Source organism: Saccharopolyspora oryzae, assembly GCF_027853915.1.
In the GTDB taxonomy this organism is placed as follows: Bacteria; Actinomycetota; Actinomycetes; order Mycobacteriales; family Pseudonocardiaceae; genus Saccharopolyspora; species Saccharopolyspora oryzae.
Genome location: NZ_JAQGLA010000011.1, coordinates 63,129 through 83,266 on the forward strand (window position 1 = coordinate 63,129; position 20,138 = coordinate 83,266).

The following is a 20,138-nucleotide window of genomic DNA, read 5'->3' on the forward strand; positions in this document are numbered from 1 at the left end:
GTACCAGCAAAGCCAACATCGTCCATCCGCGCATCGTCGATTCGTGTGACACGCGGGCTGACTAATCCTTCAAATCGGCATCAGAACGTGTGACTACCACCCGAATGCCGCTTGAACTGGACTGTTCGCACGCGCTCACCGACGACCGGCCGACAACTCCGCCGGCCGCGGTGCAGGACAGGAGGACCCACCATGAGTCGCTACCGAGCGGTCGACGGGGAGCTGGAGGACGAGCTGGCCCGCGAGCTTGAGGACGAGCTGGAAGGCGAGTTCGAGGACGAGTTCGAAGACGAGGACTTCGCCCGGGAGCTCGAGGACGAGATGGAGGACGAGTTCGAAGACGAGCTCGAGGACGAGCTGGAAGGCCTGGTCCAGGAGCTGGAGGACGAGCTCGAGTTCGAATTCGAGGACGAGGACGAGTTCGAGGACGAAGACGAGGACGAGCTGGAAGCGGAGTTCGAGCAGCTGGTCCGCGAGCTGGAAGCGGAGTTCGAGGACGAGTACGAGTCCTTCGCCAACCCGGTCAGCCGGGTCTACTCGGACGCCGAAACCATGGCCAAGCTCGCCTTCGAGGCCGAGCGCGCCGAGTCCGAGGCCGAGGTCGAGGGATTCCTGGGCGCACTGGCACCGATTGCGATGAGCCTGGCGCCGAAGGTCGCGCCGCTGGCCAAGAAGTTCGCCCCGAAGATCATCAAGGGCGTCAAGTCGGTCGGCAAGAAGTTGTGGCGCAGCCCGGTGACCCGCCGCGCGGTCCGCCAGGTACCCAAGATCGCCGGCCGCACGGTCCGGGACATGGGCCGCCGCTACGCGCGGGGCCAGAAGGTCACCGGCAAGCACATCGCGCGCTCGCTGGCCGGGCACACCGCCAACGCCGTCGGCCGCAGCAAGGCCGTGCGCGGGCGCCGGCGTCCGACCAAGCGCCGCGTGACCGCGCCGAAGAACCGCCGCGCCATCCAGGCCCGGCGCGCAGCCCAGATGCGGAAGGCCCGCGTCGCCAGGGGCCGGGCGAAGGCGCCGCGCCGGAGCAAGGGCCGTGGCCGCCGGCGTTGAGCTGCGGTCGGCCGCGGCGCGCACCCGGCGGCCGGCGCAGCCGATCGACCGCGGAACCGCGCGCCTGCTGGCGACCTGGGTGCGCACCCAGGCCATCAGCAGCGAACGCCACCTCGCCGCGCTCCGGCCGTTCAGCTGGTCGGAGTTCGGCGACCCGGCCACCGGCCCCAGCCGAGCGCACCTGGCCGCGGTCAACGAGACCATGGCCGGTCTCCGCGAACCCCTCCACGAAGCCACCCGCGACCTGCGCCGCGTCGCCGAACAGGCGGCCCGGCAACCGGATTCGCAGCGGGTGCGGACCGTGCTGCGGGCGAAGTCCAAGACCTACCGGCTGGTGCGCGACACCGAGCGGATCTGGGACTTCTACCTGGAGCTGTTCAACCAGCGGCAGAGCTCGTTCGCCCCGTGGCTGGTCGCCGCGGACCGGATCGCGCTCGACTGCTACCAGTACGCCTACCTGGGGATCGGGAAGTGGCGCTCGATCCCGACCCCGCCGCCGTTCTGCTACCTGGAACCCAGCCACGGGCCGGCCACCTCGCGCCGCGGCATCCCGCTGCAGCGGCTGAGCCACCGGATCAACCCGTTCCCGCTGATCCAGCTGCCGTTCCACCGGCTGATCAACCCGTGGACGCTCGGCGCCGTGCTGCACGAGGTCAGCCACAACCTGCAGAACGACCTCGGGCTGGCCAAGGCGGTGCCGATGCAGGTCGCGGCGCGGGTGACCGAGACCGGGGTGCCGCCGGCGAGCGTGTCGCAGTGGGTGCGGTGGAACCGGGAGACCTTCGCCGACCTGGCCGGGCTGCTGCTGGGCGGGCCGATGATCGTGGGCTCGCTGTTCGACGTGATCGCCCGGGATCCGCGCGCCGCCTCGAAGTTCCGCGCGCGGGACCCGCACCCCTCGTCCTACCTGCGCGGGAAGCTGAACATCGAGCTGCTGCGGCGGATGGGTTTCCCGAAGCGGGCCGAGCAGCACGAGCGCGCGTGGCACGCGATGTACCCGCGGCCGAAGCTGATCGGCGCACCGCCCGCGCTGCTGGCCACCGCGAACAAGGCGGTCCCGGCCGTGGTGCAGGCGATGTGCTTCACCTCGTACCCGACGCTGGGCGACCGGAAGCTGGCGCAGGTCCTGCGGTTCGAGCCGAAGGAGCAGCGGATGGTCGAGGAGGTCGCTGAGCGGCTCGCCTGCGGGGTGTCCCCCGGCGTCGCGCCGGAGCGGTTCCTGATCGGCGCCGTCCGGTACGCGCTGGAGCAGCGGATGGCGCCGCCGAAGCGCTTGGCGAGCTTCTTCGTGGAAGAGCTGGGGAGGCGGGCGCGGTGACCTTGCGCGGCGAATTCCCAGTGCTGGCCCGGAAGTTCCGGCAGCTCGCGGCGGCGTGGCGTGCGCTGGAGGTGAGCGTGGTCGAGGACCTGCCGAGCGGTGAGCGCCCGGCCGCCTCCGACCGGCTCGCCGAAGTCGTCACCGACGGCACCGCGGACCTGCAGCCGGCGCTGCGTGCCATGGACGCAATTTCAATGGAAATCGGACGTCCGATTTCCATTGAAATTGCGGACTCCTTGCACGCCGCCGCGTTGGCGCTGCTGCGCACGCAGCGGCGGCTCGACGACGAGTTCCGGTGCCACCGCGCGGCCACCGAGCTGGCGCGGGCCGTGCAGGGGCGCGGCCCGCGCTGGATCGGCTGGGCCCGCAGCATCCGGTCCGGTGTGGACGGATGCGTGGATTCGTTGCGCAGCACGGAGAACACCATGCTGCGGTGTTGGCGCGAAACCGCCGAACTCGCGATGCGGTTCGGCATCGAGGAAGGCAGCGAGGGCAGGCGATGACCATCAACGACGACCGCCAGCGCGACGCGGAAGAGGACCGGGGCGCCGCACTCCCCCAAGCCCAGGACATCGACAGCGCATATCCGCTGGTCACACGGCATGAACCACCTTGCCCGCCGTGGTGGGCGCATCCGGGGAAGGTGGCGAACAAGGCGATCAGCGACGTGCTCGGCTGGAAGTGGCGCAACGGCGACACCAAGGCCTTCACCGCCGCGCTGACCGGCAGCTTCGAGCTCAAGCGCGTCGAAGGGCACACCGAAGCGCGGTGGACGCCGCGCGGCTACGCGGTGCAGGCCGACCTGGGTGCGGTCACCGGTGGCCAGGCCTCGCTGGCCGCCCGCGCGCGCAGTGCCATCAAGGACGCGACCGAGCTGCTGGACTCGCTGAAACCGCTGCGCCCGGGCGCTGATCCGGACAACTGCGAAGGATTCCGCAGCCTGGTCCGGCACGACCTGGAGGAGATCCGCAAGGAGCTCGAGTGCGCTCTGCTCCGCGTGCCGCGCGTCGACCAGCTCTTCCTGCTGCTGCTCGGCAGCCCCTCCGCCGCGGTGGACCCGGACCGGGTGCGCGGTCACCTCGGGATGCTGCGCGACGAGTTCGGCATGGTCGGCGGCCTGGTCAACACCATCGAGGAAGAACGCATCCAGACCTCGTTCATCACGCTGGTCGACTGGGTGCTGTCGCTGTACCGGGGCTGGCTGGACTCGCGGGACCGCATCGACCCGTTCGCGCAGCCGGAGAACGGCCAGCCGTTCTTCGGGCCGGCCGTGACCGCGTTGTCCCAGCTGCTGTCGGCGACCGCGGTGCAGGTCGAGGAGCTCGTCGGGGCGCTGAAGTCGGTGCACATCCACCGCGGCGACCGGGAGGTCCTGCGGATCCCCGATCCCGAGGGCGGCTCGATGGCGCTGGGCGGTCTGCTGCGCTGGGTGCACGACTTCGCCTGCTTCGAAGGCCGCACGCTGATCGAATCGGCGGGCAAGGACGGCGTGGACAGCGCATTCCTGCAGGTGGTGACGCGGTTGACGCGGATCGTCGGCGCCCTGCCGCGGCGCGACGAGGGCGGCACCGAGGACGTGCACGGCAACTACCGCGCGACGCTGCCTGCCGGGTTCTTCAGCTCCCGCGTGCAGCGCGCGATCGACGAGCTGCACGACCACCTCCAGGAGATCGTGCGCGTCGCCAAGCCGATCCGGCACGGCGCGATGCCCGAAGACCCGCCTGGTCCACCAGCGCCGCCGAACCCCGGACCGATGCCCCCGCCGGACGCGGGCCCGACACCACCCCCGGCTCCCGCACCACCGCCGGGCGCCGGGCAGCCGACGCCGGTGGTCAGCGCCTCGGTGGAACCGGTCGTCGCGGAGCCCGATGCCGCGACCAAGCGGCGGACACGCAAGCCGCGACCCGAGCCCAAGCCCGCCCCGCGGCCGGAATAGCGGTCCGCCCGCGCCCCGCACGGAGGAATGATGGCCACCGAAAAGCAGTACCGGGAACTGTTCGACCGGGTCGCCGCGCTGCGCAGGGAAGTCGCCGGCAACCTGTCGAACGAGCTCGGCAGCAACCCGCAGGTCGGCGAGGCGCTGCTGAAGCAGATCGACGACATGCTCTTCGCCGTTGAGACCGAGGACCAGAGCGAACCCCGACCACCGGACGGCGGTCTCGCGCAGCTGGTCGGCATCGGCGGCGAGTCGGCCGGGGACATGGGCTCGACCCGCATGCCGCACGGCATCGAGAACTACGACGAGACCATCGCGTCCGAGCGCATCATCGCCGTCGCCGACATGTACTACCTGTACCAGCACGAGCGGATGGGCATGTTCCGCGTGGTGCAGAAGCTGCGGGAGCTGTTCGAGCGCGGCGCGATCCGGTTGTTCGACGGGGAAGGCGCGTTCGGGCTGTACCGGTTCGACCGGCGGGACGTGCTGCGCTACACCAAGCGCGACCGGATCAACGCCTACCGCCGGGTGCTCGGCTACGGCCGCGGCCTGGGGTCGGGCCACTCGCGGCCGAACACCGACTTCCACCGGCTGTTCACCCAGTTCAACAACCAGACCGCGCTGTTCTGGCGGGACAAGCGGGTTTCCGACGTGATCCGGGAGCGCGCGCACGACCCGTCGTTCGGCAGCATGGCGGTGGTGCGGCGCAGCGGGCTGGACCTGCGCAACAACCTGAAGTTCACCTCCTACGGCCACCTGAACGTGCTGCGGGTGGAGGTCATGCAGCTGCTGGACGAGTGCTTCCGGATCCTCGACGCCGAGGACGTGAAGGACCTGTTCGGCGCGGCCAACGCGTGGGACGTGATGGACGAGGTGCTGGTCCGCTACTTCGGCGAGCAGCTGGTCACCTCGCCGCGCCAGCGGATGGCGGTGACCGGCCGGAAGGTCCTGCGCTGGCTGGCGGCTCCGCACATCCTGGAGACGACCCGCTCGGAGTTCGAGGCGCTGCTGCTGGAGATCGCCGAACCGTCGGAGGAATGGCTCACCTCGGCCCAGTCCCTCCGCCTGGCCGACCGCAGCAGCTCCAAGCAGCTCCTCCCCTGGGACCGCCAGCAAACGGCAGGAGTCACCACCCCCAACCGAGGAGACCGCCAACCAGCAACAACCCGCCGCGCCCGCAGGTGACCGAGGGATCCGCAAATTCCATTGAAATCGAACCTCGAAATTCAATGGAATTTGCGGATCCCCCAGTCCCGTGAGCACTTTGGGTCGCTATGACAGCCCCAAAGTGCTCACGGGAGGATCAGCACGCGGATCGTGAAGGCGTCCACCAGCACCGCCACTGCGAAGGTCAACAGCAGCAGCCAGGACTGCCGAGTACCGGTCCGATGCGCGACAACCACGGGTGGGACCCGCAGGTGTCGCGAATCGCCTCGGCCAACCACCTCCGCTGCTCAGCACCGAGCAGCGGCAGCAGCGCGGCGAAGTCGGTCTCGTCCTTCGCCCGGGTGTTCTTCGCCTTGTAGAACAGCAAGATCTCGGGCGCGAGGTAGGGGATGCCGCCCTCGCCGATGCGGCCGATCGACCGGACGCTGCGGCGCACCCGCGGGTTGCGCCGCGACGTCCAGCACTCACCTTCGGACTCGTCGACCATGATCTGGATCCGCCACGGCTGATCAGCGGCCGGGCGGCACCAGACGTCGCAGACCCCGGCAGGCAGAACCTCCCCGGCGCGCCAAGGGCGCAGCGCTCCCGGCGGATCGGCGGCCCACAACTCCCACCCGCGCAGGACCTCCTGAACAGCCAGGTGATCGCGTCGGAGCACCAGCACGTCGATGTCGCCGTGCTCGCACAGCGAATGCCCCAGCGCGAGCTCGACGGCGAAGCCACCGGCCAGCCACCACGGCGCCGGGAATTCGGCGAACAACTCGTGCACATCGGCCGGTGCAGCCGGCTCCCAATCACCCCACGGGGTGTGCGTGCGAGCCACCTCCCCAGCATGCCGCAGCTGTGATCCGCACCATCGTGGGTTGACCTTCAAACCGGTTTGAGGCCATAGCGTCCTCGCTGAGCCCGGACGGGTGAGAAGCACGAGCTTGGGAGATGGGCATGACCTCTTACGTCGTTCAGCGCAACGGCCGGGAAGCCACCGCCGAGGAGTTGGCGCCGCTGGCCTTCGCCGGCTTCGCCCACATGACCGCGATGCAGGTGCGGGACGGCGGGGTGCGAGGCCTCGACCTGCACCTCGAGCGGCTGCGCACCGCCTCGCTGGCGATGTTCGGGCAGGCGCTGCCCGACGACCAGGTGCGGTCCTACCTGCGAACGGCCGTCGGCGGTTCGCCCGCCGACCATTCGTTGCTCGCCAACGTGTTCTCGGGAGCGGGCGAGTTCACCGCGGCCGACCACCCGCTCAACGTCCTGGTCCGCACCTCCCCGGCCACCAGCGGACCCACCGGGCCGCTGTCGCTGGCGGCGGTCGAGCACGAGCGGATGCTCCCGGAGCTGAAGCACGTGGGCGAGGTGGCCAAGACCTACTACCTGCGGCAAGCCGTGGCGCGGGGTTTCGACGACGCGGCCTTCGTCGACCGCCGCGGCCGGTTCAGCGAAGCGTCGATCTGGAACCTGGCGTTCTGGGACGGCGAAGCGGTGGTGTGGCCCGAAGCCGAGATGCTGGGCGGCATCACGATGACCATCCTCCGCAGGCAGCTGGAGCAACTCGGCGTTCCCCAGCGCACCGCGGAGATCACGCCCGATGGCCTCCCGGGTCTGGCCGGAGCGGTGGTCATGAACTCCTGGACGCCGGGCGTCGCGGTGCACCGGATCGACACCACGCCCATCACCGCGGCACCGGAGTTCGTGGAGCTGCTGCACGAGGCGTACGCGGCCGAACCCCTCGTCGCGCCGTGAATCAGGACTTCTCGAGGTATGCGGCGAGGTTGCTGCGGCTGCGCTGGAGTTCGGCGATCCGCTCCTCGGCGATCGCCAGCTCCCGGTCCATGATGGCCCGCACGTCCACGCACCACTCGAACTCCGGCAGCTCACCGCGGACGCACGGCAGCACCGCGCGGATCACCTCGGTGGACAGCCCGGCGTCCAGCAACGCGCGAATCTGCCGCACGACGACCACCGCGTCCTCGTCGTACTCGCGATAACCGTTCGCACCCCGGCGCGGTTCGAGAAGTCCCTGCGCCTCGTAGTACCGCAACAGCGGCGCGCTCACCCCGCTGACCTGCGCCAGCTCCCCGATCAGCACGTGCACCACCCCGTTCGGTCCCGGACCAGTATGCCGAGTCGGCCGATCAGCTGGCGTGATCGCTCCAGGCCCGGCGGTTCGGGAGGCGTGCCGCTTAGACTCCCGGTATGGCACAGTCGCCGACTTCGTCCGAGCTCGCCGATGCGGTCCGGGATGACCGGTCGCTGCGGCGGTTCCTGCACGGCTTGCCCGGTGTCGACCAGGTCGGGCTGGAGCAGCGGGCCGCCGGGCTCGGCACCCGGAGCATCAAGAAGGACGCCAAACTCCAGGCGATCGACACCGCGATCTCGATGGTCGACCTGACCACGCTCGAAGGCGCGGACACCGACGGCAAGGTCCGCGCGCTGTGCGCCAAGGCGCGCCGCCCGGACCCGGCGCGACCGGACACCCCGCAGGTCGCCGCCGTCTGCGTCTACTCCGACCTGGCCGCGACCGCAGTGCGGGCGTTGGAAGGCACCGGCATCCACGTCGCCTCGGTCGCCACCGCGTTCCCGGCGGGCCGCGTGGCGCAGGCCATCAAGCTGGCCGACGTGGAGCACGCGGTGGCCGCCGGAGCCGACGAGATCGACATGGTGATCGACCGCGGCGCGTTCCTGTCCGGCCGGTACGGGCAGGTCTTCGAGGAGATCAAGGCCGTCAAGGCCGCCTGCGGAGACGCGCACCTGAAGGTCATCCTCGAGACCGGCGAGCTGGCCACCTACGACAACGTGCGGCGGGCGTCCTGGCTGGCGCTGCTGGCCGGCGGCGACTTCATCAAGACCTCCACCGGCAAGGTCTCCCCGGCCGCGACCCTGCCCGTGACGCACCTGATGCTGCAGGCGGTCCGCGACTGGCGCGACACCACCGGCGAGCTGCGCGGCGTCAAACCGGCGGGCGGGATCCGCAACACCAAGGACGCGATCCGCTACCTGGTGGCCGTGCACGAGGTCGCCGGTCCGGAATGGCTCACCCCCGAGCTGTTCCGCTTCGGCGCGTCCAGCCTGCTCAACGACCTGTTGATGCAGCGGCGCACCCAGCTCGACGGCCACTACAGCGGCCCCGACTACGTGGCGGTGGACTGATGATCGAAACCCCGTGGGAGTACGCGCCCGCCCCCGAGTCGCGGGACATCGCGAACCTCAAGCCCAGCTACCGGATGTTCGTCGACGGCGAGTTCGTCGACGGCGGCGGTGAGCCGCTCAAGAGCATCAACCCGGCCACCGAGGAGGTGCTCGCCGAGGTCGCCGGCGCTGATCAGTCCGATGTGGACAAGGCGGTGCGGGCGGCGCGGCGGGCCTTCGACCAGAGCTGGTCGACGATGCCGGGCACCGAGCGCGCCAAGTACCTGTTCCGGATCGCCCGGTTGATCCAGGAGCGCGGCCGCGAACTCGCGGTGCTGGAAACCCTGGACAACGGCAAGCCGATCAAGGAGTCCCGGGACTCCGACATCCCGACGGCCGCCGCGCACTTCTTCCACCACGCCGGCTGGGCCGACAAGCTCTCCCACGCCGGTTACGGCCCCGACCCGCGCCCGCTCGGCGTGGCCGGGCAGGTCATCCCGTGGAACTTCCCGCTGCTGATGCTGGCCTGGAAGATCGCCCCGGCGCTGGCCTGCGGCAACACTGTGGTGCTCAAGCCCGCCGAAACCACTCCGCTGAGCGCCCTGGTGTTCGCCGAGATCTGCCAGCAGGCCGGGCTGCCGCCGGGTGTGGTGAACATCGTCCCCGGCGCCGGGGACATCGGTGCCGCGCTGGTCGCCCACGACGGCGTCGACAAGGTGGCGTTCACCGGATCCACCGAGGTCGGCAAGCAGATCCAGCGCACCGTCGCCGGTACCGGCAAGAAGCTGACGCTGGAGCTCGGCGGCAAGGCCGCCAACATCGTGTTCGACGACGCGCCGCTGGACCAGGCCGTCGAGGGCATCGTGAACGGGATCTTCTTCAACCAGGGCCACGTCTGCTGCGCGGGCTCGCGGCTGCTGGTGCAGGAGTCGATCGCCGACGAGCTGCTGGAGAAGCTGCAGGCGCGGGTGCAGACGCTGCGCGTGGGCGACCCGCTGGACAAGAACACCGACGTCGGCGCGATCAACTCGGCCGAGCAGCTGGCCAAGATCACCGAACTGGCCGACAGCGGCGACGCCGAGGGCGCGCAGCGCTGGACCAGCTCGTGCCCGCTGCCGGAACGCGGGTTCTTCTTCTCCCCCACGGTGTTCTCCGACGTGCAGCAGTCGATGCGGATCGCCCGCGAGGAGATCTTCGGCCCGGTGCTGTCGGTGCTGACGTTCCGCACCCCGGCCGAGGCCGTCGCCAAGGCGAACAACACCCCGTACGGCCTGTCCGCCGGGATCTGGACCGACAAGGGCTCGCGGATCCTGTGGGCGGCGCAGCAGCTGCGGGCCGGGGTGGTGTGGGCGAACACCTTCAACCGCTTCGACCCGACCGCCCCGTTCGGCGGCTACCAGGAATCCGGATTCGGCCGGGAAGGCGGCCGGGCCGGTTTGGAGGCGTACCTCGATGTCTGACACCTCGGAGCGGCTTGCCGTGGCCAAGACCTACAAGCTCTACATCGGCGGATCCTTCCCGCGCTCGGAGTCCGGCCGGGTGTACCCGGTGCGCAGCGCGGACGGCGAGTTCCTCGCCAACGCCGCGCACGCGTCCCGCAAGGACGTCCGCGACGCGGTCGCCGCCGCGCGCAAGGCGTTCCCCGGCTGGTCCGGCGCGACGGCCTACAACCGGGGCCAAGTGCTGTTCCGGATCGCCGAGGTGATGGAGGGCCGGCGCGACCAGTTCGCCGCCGAAGTCGCCGCCGCGGAAGGCGTTTCGGCCGATCAGGCGCAGTCCATCGTGGACACGGCGATCGACCGGGTGGTCTGGTACGCGGGCTGGACGGACAAGATCTCGATGGTCCTCGGCGCGGCGAATCCCGTGGCGGGACCGTACTTCTCGTTCAGCGTCCCGGAACCGACCGGCGTGGTCGGCGTGCTCGCGCCGCAGGAATCCGCGCTGCTCGGCCTGATCAGCGTGGTGGCGCCGGTGCTCGCGGCCGGCAACACCTGCGTGGTGGTGGCCAGCGCGGACCGACCGCTGCCCGCGGTGACCCTCGCCGAGGTGCTGGCCACCTCGGACGTCCCCGGCGGCGTGGTCAACGTCCTGACCGGTCAGGCGGCCGAGCTCGGCCCGTGGCTGGCCTCGCACGCCGACGTCAACGCCCTGGACCCGACCGGCGCCCCGGCGGACCTGCGCGCGGAACTCGGGCGCGCGGCGGCGGAAACGGTGAAGCGGGTGCTCCCGGTCCGCGGCGAGCCGGACTGGACCCGCGAGCCGGACATCCAGCGCCTCCGCGCCTTTACCGAGGTCAAAACCGTCTGGCACCCCGTCGGCACCTGACCCCGGCTCCTGGACTTCCGCAAATTCAATGGAAATCGGACGTCCGATTTCCATTGAATTTGCGGAAGTTCTCCACAACACCCACGACCTGTCCACACCCTCCGGCGTGTCCGGCACCCGGCACACCTCGTGGGACCACAGTTTCAATTGAAACTGTGTTCAGTCGTGACTGAAACATCTAGCCGCGGTGGACATCGCTGGGTTCGGCGGAGTCAGCTGACCTTCGGGTAGACCACTCGACCTCGACGGGCCGCACGGACCATGAAGGCGATGGCCCCTGCGAGCGCCAGCGCACCGAGGACGCCTGCGCCCCAGCGCGGCAGCTCGTACAGCGGGGTCACGTCGTCGAAGAACTGGCCGGCGAGGTACTGGGCCAGGATGCCCAGCCCGAACGCCGCGATCGCCGCAAACCCGAAGGCCTTGTTCGCCGCCTTCGCCGTGTACGCCTTGAACACCAGCAAAGTCCCGGCAACGAACAGCACCAGCAGGGACAGCAGGGCCACGGTGTCCTTCAGCGTGTAGGCGATCGAGTCGGTTCGCTCAAACAGCGCGTCCAGCAGGAAGTCCGAGCCGAACATGGTCAGCGCTGCCGTCGCCAGCACGCTGATCGCGATTCCCAGCGTGGACGACTTGCCCGCGCCGTCCAGCTGCTCGGCGACCTGCGCGGCGTACTCGCGGGGCTTCCCGAAGGCTTCGGCCGGGTCCTCCCCGGTCTCCCGGACGTGCGCCTCGACCTCGGCCAGCACCTCTCCGACGTACTCCCCGGAGATCTCGTGCATCCGCAGCGCGAGCAGCAGCTCGTCGCGGTACTTCTCGTCAAGCGCCATCACGACTGCACCCCTCGTTCCACAACGGAGATCGAGTTCTTCGCGAACTCGACCCACTTGGGCCCCTGTTCGGCGAGCACCGCGCGCCCTTCGTCGGTCAGCGCGAAGAACTTCCGACCGGGCCCGCCTTCCCCAGCCCGCCACTCAGCGCTCAGCAACCCATCGGCCGCAAGCCGGTTGAGCAGCGGATAGAGCGTCCCTGCCTTCATCCCCGGCAAACCGGCCTCGGCGAGCCGCTGCAGCAACGTGTACCCGTACCCCTCGCCGCCCTCGGCCAGCAGTGCCAGCACAGCGAGGTCGAGCACGCCGCGCAGCCACTGCGCCTGCCGCCCGGAGACCGTCCTGTCCGCCATGCCAACACTGTAGCGCCAACTAGTAGGCGCCACAAACTAGTCGGCGACATGGACCCCAGGTCCGATCAACACGCCCCTGCCCAAAAGAGCTAACCCGCACCGAGGCTCCCCTCGGGCGCACGCAGCCTCGGGACCTGCAGTTTCAATTGAAACTGTGATCCGCCGTGCCTGGGATTTACAGTTTCAATTGAAACTGCGGTTCTGTACCAGACCTCACCTGGCGACGGAGCAGCAGTTGATGTCACCTGGAAGTGAGCGGTTGGGCGATCAGCGGATTTGCCAGTCGAGGCGGCCGTCTTCGGTGATCGTCGGGTAGCTGTGGCCCGCCGGGACTCCTTCGGCCAGGGCTCGGCGGACGTCGGACAGCATCGCCGCGACACCCTTCCACTCGGGGCGGAGAACCTGGGCCGCTTCCTGCTCCCACTCCAGGACGCAGCCGTGCAGCGGCCCTGGGCGCAGGTCCACCACCAGTTCGTCGGCGAAACCGTCGCCGGCGATCGGGATCCAGGCAGGGTGGAAGCTCGAACCCGGCGAGCCCGCGTAGTAGTCGCAGGCCGGGCGCTCCCACTGAGCGGCCCAGTGTTTGCGGTGATCGCGCCACGCCTGGAGAGCTTCGGCCGCGCTGTAGGGCGTGTAGAACGGCGGCAGGACGTCAGCGAGCACGTCCGCGTCGGTACCCCCGCAGGACAGCCACAGCTCGCGGAGTTCGGCCGGGATCTCGACGGCGAACTCCCCCTCCAGCTCGGCCAGGTCCGGGGGCACGGGCGGGCGCAACGACGCTGCGGTGACCGGCGCGTGCTCCGACAACCAGCGCACGATCTCGGTCCACAGCTCCGTGACGTCCATTCCGATCATGATCGCCCGGCGGACGTCGGAGGGGTACCGCCAAAGGTGACCTCGAGCCCCGCTGCGCCGAACAGCCCAACCGCGTTGGGACGCATCCACCACACCGACGACTGATCGTTACGAATTGTTCCGTCGACCGTTGCACTCCCCGGGCTCGATACGGTGACAGCTGGACCGGGGAACACGCAGCGAACGGACAACCCGTAGGCTTCCGCGAGGTCTGGTTCGGTGACCGGAGGTAGAGAGATGGCGCACGACATCGTCCCCATCGAGCTCGGGCTGCCGCAGGGCGACGTCGTCACCCTGTGGGCGCCGCGCTGGCGCGAGGACGGCGAGGAGTGGGAAGCGTTCCTCGGACACGAGGACGACCTCTACGCGTTCCCCGACGCCGCGCACCTGGCAGCGTTCGTGCGCACCGCGAAGGAGCACGACCTCGACGACCACCCGGCGTGGCACGTGGTGCCCCAGCTCGCCGCCGAGGACCTGAACCCGGACGAGGACCACCAGTACGACCTGGTGGGCGTCCCGGAGCTGGTGGCCGAGCCGCTGGACACCTGGACCGTCGGCGAACTCGCCGACATCGTCGAGATCGCCCGCTCGCTGGCCGACGTCTGCGAGCTGGACGCGGTGCACGAGGTGCTGGACTCGGCCGACGGCTTCGCCATCCTCGACCAGGGCACCTTCGCCTTCTCCGGCAAGGACGGGCAGCGCCGCTGGACCGAGCTGTGCAAGGTCGTCGTGGAGCGCTGGGACGAGGTCCTGGACGCCATCGACGCCGTCGTCACCACCCCGGAGGTGCCGGCCGACGCGGTCGCCGCCGCCGAGACCGAGCTCGCCGAGTCCTTGGAAGCCGACACCGAGGAGGAGGCGGACACCTCCGACGAGTCCGACGTGGACGAGATCGAAGAGGTCGAGCTCGGCTTCTGGAGCGAGGTCGGCATCGACCCGATCCGCATCATCACCAGCACCGGCGAGCACTACTCGCTGCGCTGCTACCTCGACGACGACCCGGTCTTCCTGGGCAGCGGCGGGAAGATCGACGTGTTCCCGAGCGCCCGCGCGCTGGCCCGGTTCGTCGCCGACGACGACGCGGTGTCCGGCACCGACCTGGAGCGGGTCTCGACCTGGTCGCAGGTGCGGGACAAGGCCACCGCCGGTGAGCTCGAGGTCGAAGTCGACGACGACAACACCTACGTGCTGACCGGCCTGGACGCCGACCTCGGCAGCGGTCCGTCCGATGTGGACCCGACGCAGCTGGACCTGGCCGAGGAACTGCTGATGGACGCGGCGGCCTGGGCCGGCGACACCAGCGTCGAGCAGGCGCTGCAGCCGTCGGAGCGGCTCGGCTGGCTGGTCTCGTTCATCCTGCGCCCCAGCCCGAACCGGCTGCCCCCGAGCGGCCCGTTCGACACCGAGGTCGAATCCTGGCGCAAACTGGTCGAAGACCTGGAGGAGCGTTTCCGCTCGCACTGACCCGAACTCGAGAAAGCGCGCACTTCTTCATCGGAGGTGCGCGCTTTTTCGGTTTCCGGGTTCGAACGGGGATCAGGCGGCGGCCAGGAGTTCGCCGGGGGCGGCGAGGCGGCGCTGGGCCGGTTCGCCGCGGCAGACCTGGGTGTAGGCCTCGCGCAGGCCCTTCCGGGCGCGGTAGGTCAGCGCTGCCGCGCTGTTCCGGCTGATCCCGAAGTACCTGCCGACCTCCGCCGGGGTCTGCTTCTCCACCTCCACGCACCACAGCACGTGGCGCCAGCGGCGCGGGAGCCGGGAGAAGGCCTGCTTGACCAGGTTGCGCTCCAGCTCCGCCACCGCGGGATCGACGAACGGCAGGGTTTCGTCCAGGTGGGAGCCGTCGAGCTCGGCGGCCAGGAAGACGCGCCGATCACGGCTGCTGGCCGCGGCCGCGAGGTTCCGGATGGTGGTGAGCAGGTAGGCGCGGAAGGCGGTGACCGGTCCAGCACCGCGCTGGAGGACGTCGAGGATGTTGGCGAACGCCTCGGACACCAGGTCGTCCACATCGGCGGGGGTCGCCGCGACCTGCTTGGCCATGGTCCGCGCTGCGGCGCGGTGCCGGGCGTAGAGCTCGGCGAACGCTGCGGACGAGCCGGATCGAACCGCTTCGAGCAGTGTTCCGTCGTCGCCCGCGTACATGGTTCCCCTCAGCCTTTGCACCGGTGAGGGGCGCCGCCAAGGGGGTGGTCAACGCCCCTCACCGAATACGCCCCCGCTGCGAAAGATGTTCGCGAAACCGCTGGCATAGGACAAGATGGAATATTTCAGATAGTGATTCCTCCCAGGTGGGAAGGATTTCCGCGCTCGAAAGTCACCCGACCGTGGGAAAGTCGCCGACGACCGCGACCGTCCTGGAGATCTCCCCGGCAGCCGTGCGCAACGGGTTCTCGAAGGAATCGGTGGCGGTGAGCTTGCGCGCCGGGAACGAAATCGCCAGCGTCATCGGCGAGGCGGTGCCCACGACCGGCGCGGCCATGCACGCCGTGCCGAGCGAGTACTCCTCCGAATCGGTGACGACCGCGTTCTCCGGACCGTCAATCAATTCGTGGGTCCGGGTGATCGTGCGCGGGGTGAGGTCCGCCGGCGGGTAGCGGTCGAGGTGGTCCGCGCGCTCTTCCCGGCTCAGCCCGGACAGCAGGCACTTCCCGATCGCGGTGGCGTGCGCGGCTTCCTTGAAAGCGGCCCAGGTGTCCACCCGCGGGTTGCGCGGGCTGTCGACGATGTCGGCCACGACCACGTCACCCTCGTGGTAGTGGGCCAGGTAGACCGCCGCGTTCAAGTCGTCGCGGAGCTCGGTCATCACCGAGCGGATCCGGCTGCGCAGGACCTGGTCCTGCGCAGCCGAATGCAGCCCGGCGACCTGGGAACCGACGATGAACGCGCCGTCGTCCAGCTTCTCGAGGTAGCCCTCGTGGGCCAGGGTGCGCAGCAGGTGGTACGTGGTCGGCAGCGCAGCGCGATCCCGGTCCGCCTGGACAGGTTCTTCGCCGTGGTGCCGGACGGCTGCTCGCTCACGGCCTCCAACAACCGAAGCGCGCGCTGCACCGACGTGATCAGCGTTGGCTCGCCACCCCGTGCCACCGTGTCCCTCCCCGGGAGTCCCCGGCGCCGCTGTCCTCGCGCCTACCACGAATCGCGTTCAGGACTGGCAGTATCCAATGCCGCCGATCCGAACGCAGCACCTTATGCGCAAAAAGCGATGCAGCAATTAGTCCAGCAGTGCTGCGTAGCCCGGCTTGATCACGTCGTTGATCAGCTCGAGGCGCTCGTCGAAGCCGAGGAACGACGACTTCATCGCGTTCACCGTGAACCACTGCATGTCCTCCCAGCCGTAGCCGAAGGCCTCGTGCAGCGCGGCGAACTCGCCCGACATCGAGCAGTGGCTCATCAGCCGGTTGTCGGTGTTCACCGTGACGCGGAAGCGCAGCTTCGCCAGCAGCCCGATGGGGTGCTCGGCCATCGACTCGGCCGCCCCGGTCTGCAGGTTCGACGACGGGCACATCTCCAGCGGGATCCGCCGGTCCCGGACGTAGGACGCCAGACGGCCCAGGTGCACCGAGCCGTCCTCGTCGACCTTGATGTCGTCGACGATGCGGACGCCGTGCCCGAGCCGTTCCGCGCCGCAGTGCTGGATGGCTTCCCAGATCGACGGAAGCCCGAACGCCTCACCAGCGTGAATCGTGAAATGCGCGTTCTGCTGGCGCAGGTATTCGAACGCGTCCAGGTTCCGGGTGGGCGGGAATCCCGCCTCCGGTCCGGCGATGTCGAAACCGACGACTTCCGCGTCCCGGTACCGGACCGCGAGCTCGGCGATTTCCAGCGACCGCGCATTCTGCCGCATGGCGCACAGCAAGGTACCGATTCGGATACGTTTTCCGGCGGCGGCTACGCGGCGTTCACCTTCCCGGAATCCGTCCTGGACGGCCTGCACGATCTGGTCGAGCGTCAGCCCGCCGTCCTGGAAGAGCTCCGGGGCGTAGCGCACCTCGGCGTAGACCACGCCGTCCTCGGCCAGGTCCTCGACGCACTCGGCCGCGACCCGGATCAGCGCCTCCTCCGTCTGCATCACCGCGACGGTGTGCGCGAAGGTCTCCAGGTACCGCTCCAGCGAGCCCGAATCCGCCGCAGCTTCGAACCATCGTCCCAGTTCAGCGGCGTTGTCGTGGGGCAGCTCGGAATACCCGGCAGCATGCGCCAGATCGATCACGGTCTGGGGCCGCAGGCCACCGTCGAGGTGGTCGTGCAGCAGTACCTTGGGCGCCTGCCGGATGGAGTTCAGGTTCACCGGAGTCGACATGCATCCACGTTACAGGGCGCCGATGGCCGCACCACGGACAGCTACCAGCGACAACCCCGCGAAAACTTCGGGAACAGCGGGTTTCCGGGGCGCACCGAACCGGACAACCGTCCCGCAAAACTCACTCGGACGGATCCCGAATACAACGCTTATCGCAGTGAACGGCGAGTCGGCTGGACTTTTCGGCGGAACAATGCTGCTCCAAATGGATCCATGCCCCGTCGGGTAATCACGCAATGTATCGGGGGGCGCCTGGGAACGCTGGAACAGAGTGGCTAGGCTCGGCGAGTCCTCATCCCCCCTCGACGAAGGACGCCCCTAGCCGTGACCGAGAACATGTCGTTCGACCGCATGCGCAACATGCTCACGCGTGCGGCTGAGATCCGCGAGAGCGAACAACAGCAGATCTTCGACGCACTGGACGAGATCCACGCCCGGCTCTCCCCGCTGGAGTCGCTGGGTTCCGTGCGGAAACGCCTGAGCGAGCTGCCGGACCGCACCGAAGTCAGCGTGCTGGCCGAACGACTCGACGAAGCGCTGGCCAAGCTCGAGGCGCACGACGGCTCGCTGCTCGAGCTGAAGGGCTCCGTCGACGGTCTGGTCGACAAGCTCGCCAAGCCCTTCGCCCAGCTGGACGGTCGGCTCGACGGAGTCGGCGGGCGGATGGACGGCGTGGTCGGCCGGATGGACGGCCTGGAGGACAAGCTCGGCCACATCCACAAGCGCCTGGACGAGCTGGGGCTGCACCTGGACAAGCAGGACGGCCGCCTCGAGTCGCTGCCCGCGACGGTGCACGGCCCGGTCCGCGAGCGCATCGACTCGCTGGAGACCAGCCTGCGCGGCCGCTTCGCCGAGATCGACGAGGGCGTCCACGAGCACCTCGACGGCACCCGCGAGGCCCTGCAGCGCGCGGTCACCGAGTCCACCGGCAACGCGCAGAACGCGCTGTCCGACGCCGTGGCCGGCACCCGCGACCAGATCGACGCCAAGCTGGACCAGCTCGCGGCCCGCCCGGCGGTGGACCCGACCGACAAGCTGGACAAGCTGGCCGACCGCCTGGGGCAGCTCACCGACCGGCTGGACCAGGTCACCGCGCGCCTCGACCAGGTCGAGGACAACGTCAACACCCGCATCGACACCGTCGAGCAGGGCTTCACCAACCGCCTCGACACCGTCGAGGAAGGCGTCAAGACGGGTCTGGGCGACCTCGGCGGCACGCTGTCGAAGAACCTCACGCAGCTGTCGGGCACGCTCGCGTCCCGCCCGGACAGCGACTCGCTGAACGCCCTGGTCCGCGAGGCCAACGAGGAGAGCGAGCGGCGCCACGCCGGGCAGCTCGACGAGGCCATGGCCACCTTCGCCGAGCTGATCCTCGGCGGCAGCGCGCCGTCGGCCCCGCCGCCGCCCACCACGCTCCCCCGCCAGCAGCGCCGCGGCCGCTCCAAGAGCGCCAAGCGCGACACCACGGACAAGGCTCTGACCGACGGCGAAGAGGACTTCACCGCCGAGAGCGCCTGATTCCAGGCTCTGCGCGGCGGCGCGGGTAGTGCCCGAGCCGCCGCGCATCAGCTGAGTCAGCTGTTCGCAGCCACTCGATCCAGGATCAGCGGCGTCGACGTCCGGTCGGCGCCGCTGATTTCGTATGCGCCGGCCAGTGCCTCTCTGGCGCCCGCGACGGTTTCGGGCCGGTCGGTGTGCAGTTCCAGCAGCGGCTGGCCAGCGCTGATCCGATCGCCCGGCTTGGCCAGGCACAGCACCCCGGCGGTGTGCTCGACGTCGTCCTCCTTGCGGGCCCGTCCCGCACCCAGCCGCCATGCCGCGATGCCCACCGCGAACGCGTCGAGCTCGGCGAGCACACCGCCCTCCGGCGCGGTGATCACGTCGACGTGCCGCGCGCGTGGCAGTTCCGCTTCGGGATCTCCGCCCTGGGCCCGGATCATCCGGCACCACGAGTCGTAGGCACGACCATCCGACAAGACCTCCGCGGGGTCCACATCGGACAGTCCAGCGTGGTCGAGCATCTCGCGGGCCAGAGCGAGGGTCAGCTCCACGACGTCCGGTGGACCACCACCGCGCAGAACGTCCACTGCCTCGGCCACTTCCAGCGCATTGCCGACCGCGCGCCCCAACGGGACGGACATGTCGGTGATCAGCGCGCTGGTCCGCAACCCGTTCGCGGCACCGATCTCCACGAGCGCGGTGGCCAGGTCCCGCGCCTGGCCGGGTTCCTTCATGAAGGCGCCGGAGCCGCACTTGACGTCCAGCACCAGCGACTGCACGCCCTCGGCGATCTTCTTGCTCATGATGGAGCTGGCGATCAGCGGGATCGACTCGACCGTGCCCGTCACGTCCCGCAGGGCGTAGAGCTTCCGGTCGGCCGGCGCCAAACCCTCCGTCGCCGCGCACACCACCGCGCCGACGTCGTCGAGCTGCGCGCGGATCTCCTCGTCCGAGAGCTGCGCCCGCCACCCGGGGATCGACTCCAGCTTGTCGAGCGTGCCGCCGGTGTGCCCCAAACCGCGCCCGGACAGCTGCGGCACGGCGGCACCGCACGCGGCGACCAGCGGGGTCAGCGGCAGGGTGATCTTGTCCCCGACGCCACCGGTGGAATGCTTGTCCACAGTGGGTTTTCGCACCCCGTCGAGCGCTAACACCTCACCGGAAGCGACCATCGCGGCGGTCCAGCGCGCGGTCTCCGCCGCCGTCATGCCGCGCAACAGGATGGCCATCGCCAACGACGCCATCTGCTCGTCGGCGACCTGGCCGCGCGTGTAGGCGTCGACCACCCAGTCGATCTGCTCATCGCTGAGCCGCCCACCATCGCGCTTCGCCCGGATCACATCAACCGCGGAATGCATCCCAGCCACCTCCAGCTCGAAGAAAC

The 20,138-nt window shown here is 69.7% G+C and carries 20 protein-coding genes; 11 read left to right on the plus strand and 9 right to left on the minus strand.

The features are described from left to right. Positions 1-192: 192 nt before the first annotated feature. Genes OU415_RS10185 through OU415_RS10205 form a run of 5 tightly spaced genes read left to right on the plus strand, consistent with a single transcriptional unit; the run spans position 193 to position 5,489 of the window. A complete protein-coding gene (locus tag OU415_RS10185) occupies positions 193-1,050 on the plus strand; it encodes a hypothetical protein (RefSeq protein ID WP_270948382.1) in 858 nt (285 codons plus the stop codon). After that, the gene (locus OU415_RS10190; RefSeq protein WP_270948383.1) at positions 1,034-2,368 is read left to right on the plus strand and encodes a hypothetical protein; all 1,335 of its coding nucleotides are present in this window, start codon (positions 1,034-1,036) and stop codon (positions 2,366-2,368) included. Before OU415_RS10185 ends, OU415_RS10190 begins: the two co-directional genes overlap by 17 nt. After that, positions 2,365-2,871, plus strand: a complete 507-nt coding sequence (locus OU415_RS10195; RefSeq protein WP_270948384.1) for a hypothetical protein — start codon at positions 2,365-2,367, stop codon at positions 2,869-2,871. The genes OU415_RS10190 and OU415_RS10195 overlap by 4 nt, the downstream gene beginning before the upstream one ends. Then, positions 2,868-4,304: a hypothetical protein gene (locus OU415_RS10200; RefSeq protein WP_270948385.1), complete on the plus strand. Its 1,437-nt coding sequence runs from the start codon at positions 2,868-2,870 to the stop codon at positions 4,302-4,304. Before OU415_RS10195 ends, OU415_RS10200 begins: the two co-directional genes overlap by 4 nt. Positions 4,305-4,334: 30 nt before the next feature. Next, positions 4,335-5,489, plus strand: a complete 1,155-nt coding sequence (locus tag OU415_RS10205) for a hypothetical protein (RefSeq protein ID WP_270948386.1) — start codon at positions 4,335-4,337, stop codon at positions 5,487-5,489. Between the two features lie 166 nt (positions 5,490-5,655). Here the strand turns inward: OU415_RS10205 and OU415_RS10210 are convergent, their stop codons facing one another. Next, positions 5,656-6,294, minus strand: a complete 639-nt coding sequence (locus tag OU415_RS10210; protein ID WP_270948387.1) for a nucleotidyltransferase domain-containing protein — start codon at positions 6,292-6,294, stop codon at positions 5,656-5,658. Between the two features lie 119 nt (positions 6,295-6,413). Between OU415_RS10210 and OU415_RS10215 the strand changes: the two genes are divergently transcribed. Beyond that, complete coding sequence (locus OU415_RS10215; RefSeq protein ID WP_270948388.1) at positions 6,414-7,211, plus strand: aminotransferase class IV family protein; 798 nt, start codon at positions 6,414-6,416, stop codon at positions 7,209-7,211. A gap of 1 nt (position 7,212) precedes the next feature. On the opposite strand, the gene OU415_RS10220 is transcribed toward OU415_RS10215, so the two are convergent. Then, positions 7,213-7,557: a MerR family transcriptional regulator gene (locus tag OU415_RS10220; protein ID WP_270948389.1), complete on the minus strand. Its 345-nt coding sequence runs from the start codon at positions 7,555-7,557 to the stop codon at positions 7,213-7,215. A gap of 107 nt (positions 7,558-7,664) precedes the next feature. Here OU415_RS10220 and deoC point away from each other — a divergent pair, with 107 nt between their 5' ends. The 3 genes from deoC to OU415_RS10235 are packed head-to-tail and all read left to right on the plus strand — an operon-like array spanning position 7,665 to position 10,922. Further along, positions 7,665-8,618: a deoxyribose-phosphate aldolase gene (gene deoC, locus OU415_RS10225; protein ID WP_270948390.1), complete on the plus strand. Its 954-nt coding sequence runs from the start codon at positions 7,665-7,667 to the stop codon at positions 8,616-8,618. Further along, positions 8,618-10,057, plus strand: a complete 1,440-nt coding sequence (locus OU415_RS10230; RefSeq protein ID WP_270948391.1) for an aldehyde dehydrogenase family protein — start codon at positions 8,618-8,620, stop codon at positions 10,055-10,057. The genes deoC and OU415_RS10230 overlap by 1 nt, the downstream gene beginning before the upstream one ends. Next, positions 10,050-10,922, plus strand: a complete 873-nt coding sequence (locus OU415_RS10235) for an aldehyde dehydrogenase family protein (protein ID WP_270948392.1) — start codon at positions 10,050-10,052, stop codon at positions 10,920-10,922. The genes OU415_RS10230 and OU415_RS10235 overlap by 8 nt, the downstream gene beginning before the upstream one ends. A 212-nt stretch (positions 10,923-11,134) precedes the next feature. Here the strand turns inward: OU415_RS10235 and OU415_RS10240 are convergent, their stop codons facing one another. The 3 genes from OU415_RS10240 to OU415_RS10250 all read right to left on the minus strand — a co-directional run bounded on the left by OU415_RS10240 (position 11,135) and on the right by OU415_RS10250 (position 12,948). Then, positions 11,135-11,752 (minus strand): hypothetical protein, encoded by a 618-nt coding sequence (locus OU415_RS10240; protein ID WP_270948393.1) that lies wholly within the window; start codon positions 11,750-11,752, stop codon positions 11,135-11,137. After that, positions 11,749-12,102, minus strand: coding sequence for a PadR family transcriptional regulator (locus tag OU415_RS10245; protein WP_270948394.1), 354 nt, complete (start codon positions 12,100-12,102; stop codon positions 11,749-11,751). Before OU415_RS10245 ends, OU415_RS10240 begins: the two co-directional genes overlap by 4 nt. Positions 12,103-12,369: 267 nt before the next feature. Further along, on the minus strand, positions 12,370-12,948 hold the full coding sequence (locus tag OU415_RS10250) for an SMI1/KNR4 family protein (protein ID WP_270948395.1): 579 nt from the start codon (positions 12,946-12,948) through the stop codon (positions 12,370-12,372). Between the two features lie 246 nt (positions 12,949-13,194). Here OU415_RS10250 and OU415_RS10255 point away from each other — a divergent pair, with 246 nt between their 5' ends. Beyond that, the gene (locus OU415_RS10255) at positions 13,195-14,421 is read left to right on the plus strand and encodes a primosomal protein (RefSeq protein WP_270948485.1); all 1,227 of its coding nucleotides are present in this window, start codon (positions 13,195-13,197) and stop codon (positions 14,419-14,421) included. Between the two features lie 72 nt (positions 14,422-14,493). Here the strand turns inward: OU415_RS10255 and OU415_RS10260 are convergent, their stop codons facing one another. The 3 genes from OU415_RS10260 to OU415_RS10270 all read right to left on the minus strand — a co-directional run bounded on the left by OU415_RS10260 (position 14,494) and on the right by OU415_RS10270 (position 17,254). Next, positions 14,494-15,096, minus strand: a complete 603-nt coding sequence (locus OU415_RS10260; protein WP_270948396.1) for an RNA polymerase sigma factor — start codon at positions 15,094-15,096, stop codon at positions 14,494-14,496. Positions 15,097-15,268: 172 nt separating this feature from the next. Then, on the minus strand, positions 15,269-16,087 hold the full coding sequence (locus tag OU415_RS38440) for an IclR family transcriptional regulator (RefSeq protein WP_270948397.1): 819 nt from the start codon (positions 16,085-16,087) through the stop codon (positions 15,269-15,271). Between the two features lie 78 nt (positions 16,088-16,165). Next, positions 16,166-17,254 carry an adenosine deaminase gene (locus OU415_RS10270; protein WP_270948398.1) on the minus strand — a complete coding sequence of 363 codons (1,089 nt, stop codon included), beginning with the start codon at positions 17,252-17,254 and terminating at the stop codon, positions 16,166-16,168. Between the two features lie 324 nt (positions 17,255-17,578). On the opposite strand from OU415_RS10270, the gene OU415_RS10275 reads away from it, so the two are divergent. Then, on the plus strand, positions 17,579-18,772 hold the full coding sequence (locus OU415_RS10275; protein ID WP_270948399.1) for an Mce/MlaD family protein: 1,194 nt from the start codon (positions 17,579-17,581) through the stop codon (positions 18,770-18,772). 56 nt (positions 18,773-18,828) lie between these two features. On the opposite strand, the gene OU415_RS10280 is transcribed toward OU415_RS10275, so the two are convergent. Next, positions 18,829-20,112 (minus strand): thymidine phosphorylase, encoded by a 1,284-nt coding sequence (locus OU415_RS10280; RefSeq protein ID WP_270948400.1) that lies wholly within the window; start codon positions 20,110-20,112, stop codon positions 18,829-18,831. Between the last annotated feature and the right edge of the window lie 26 nt (positions 20,113-20,138).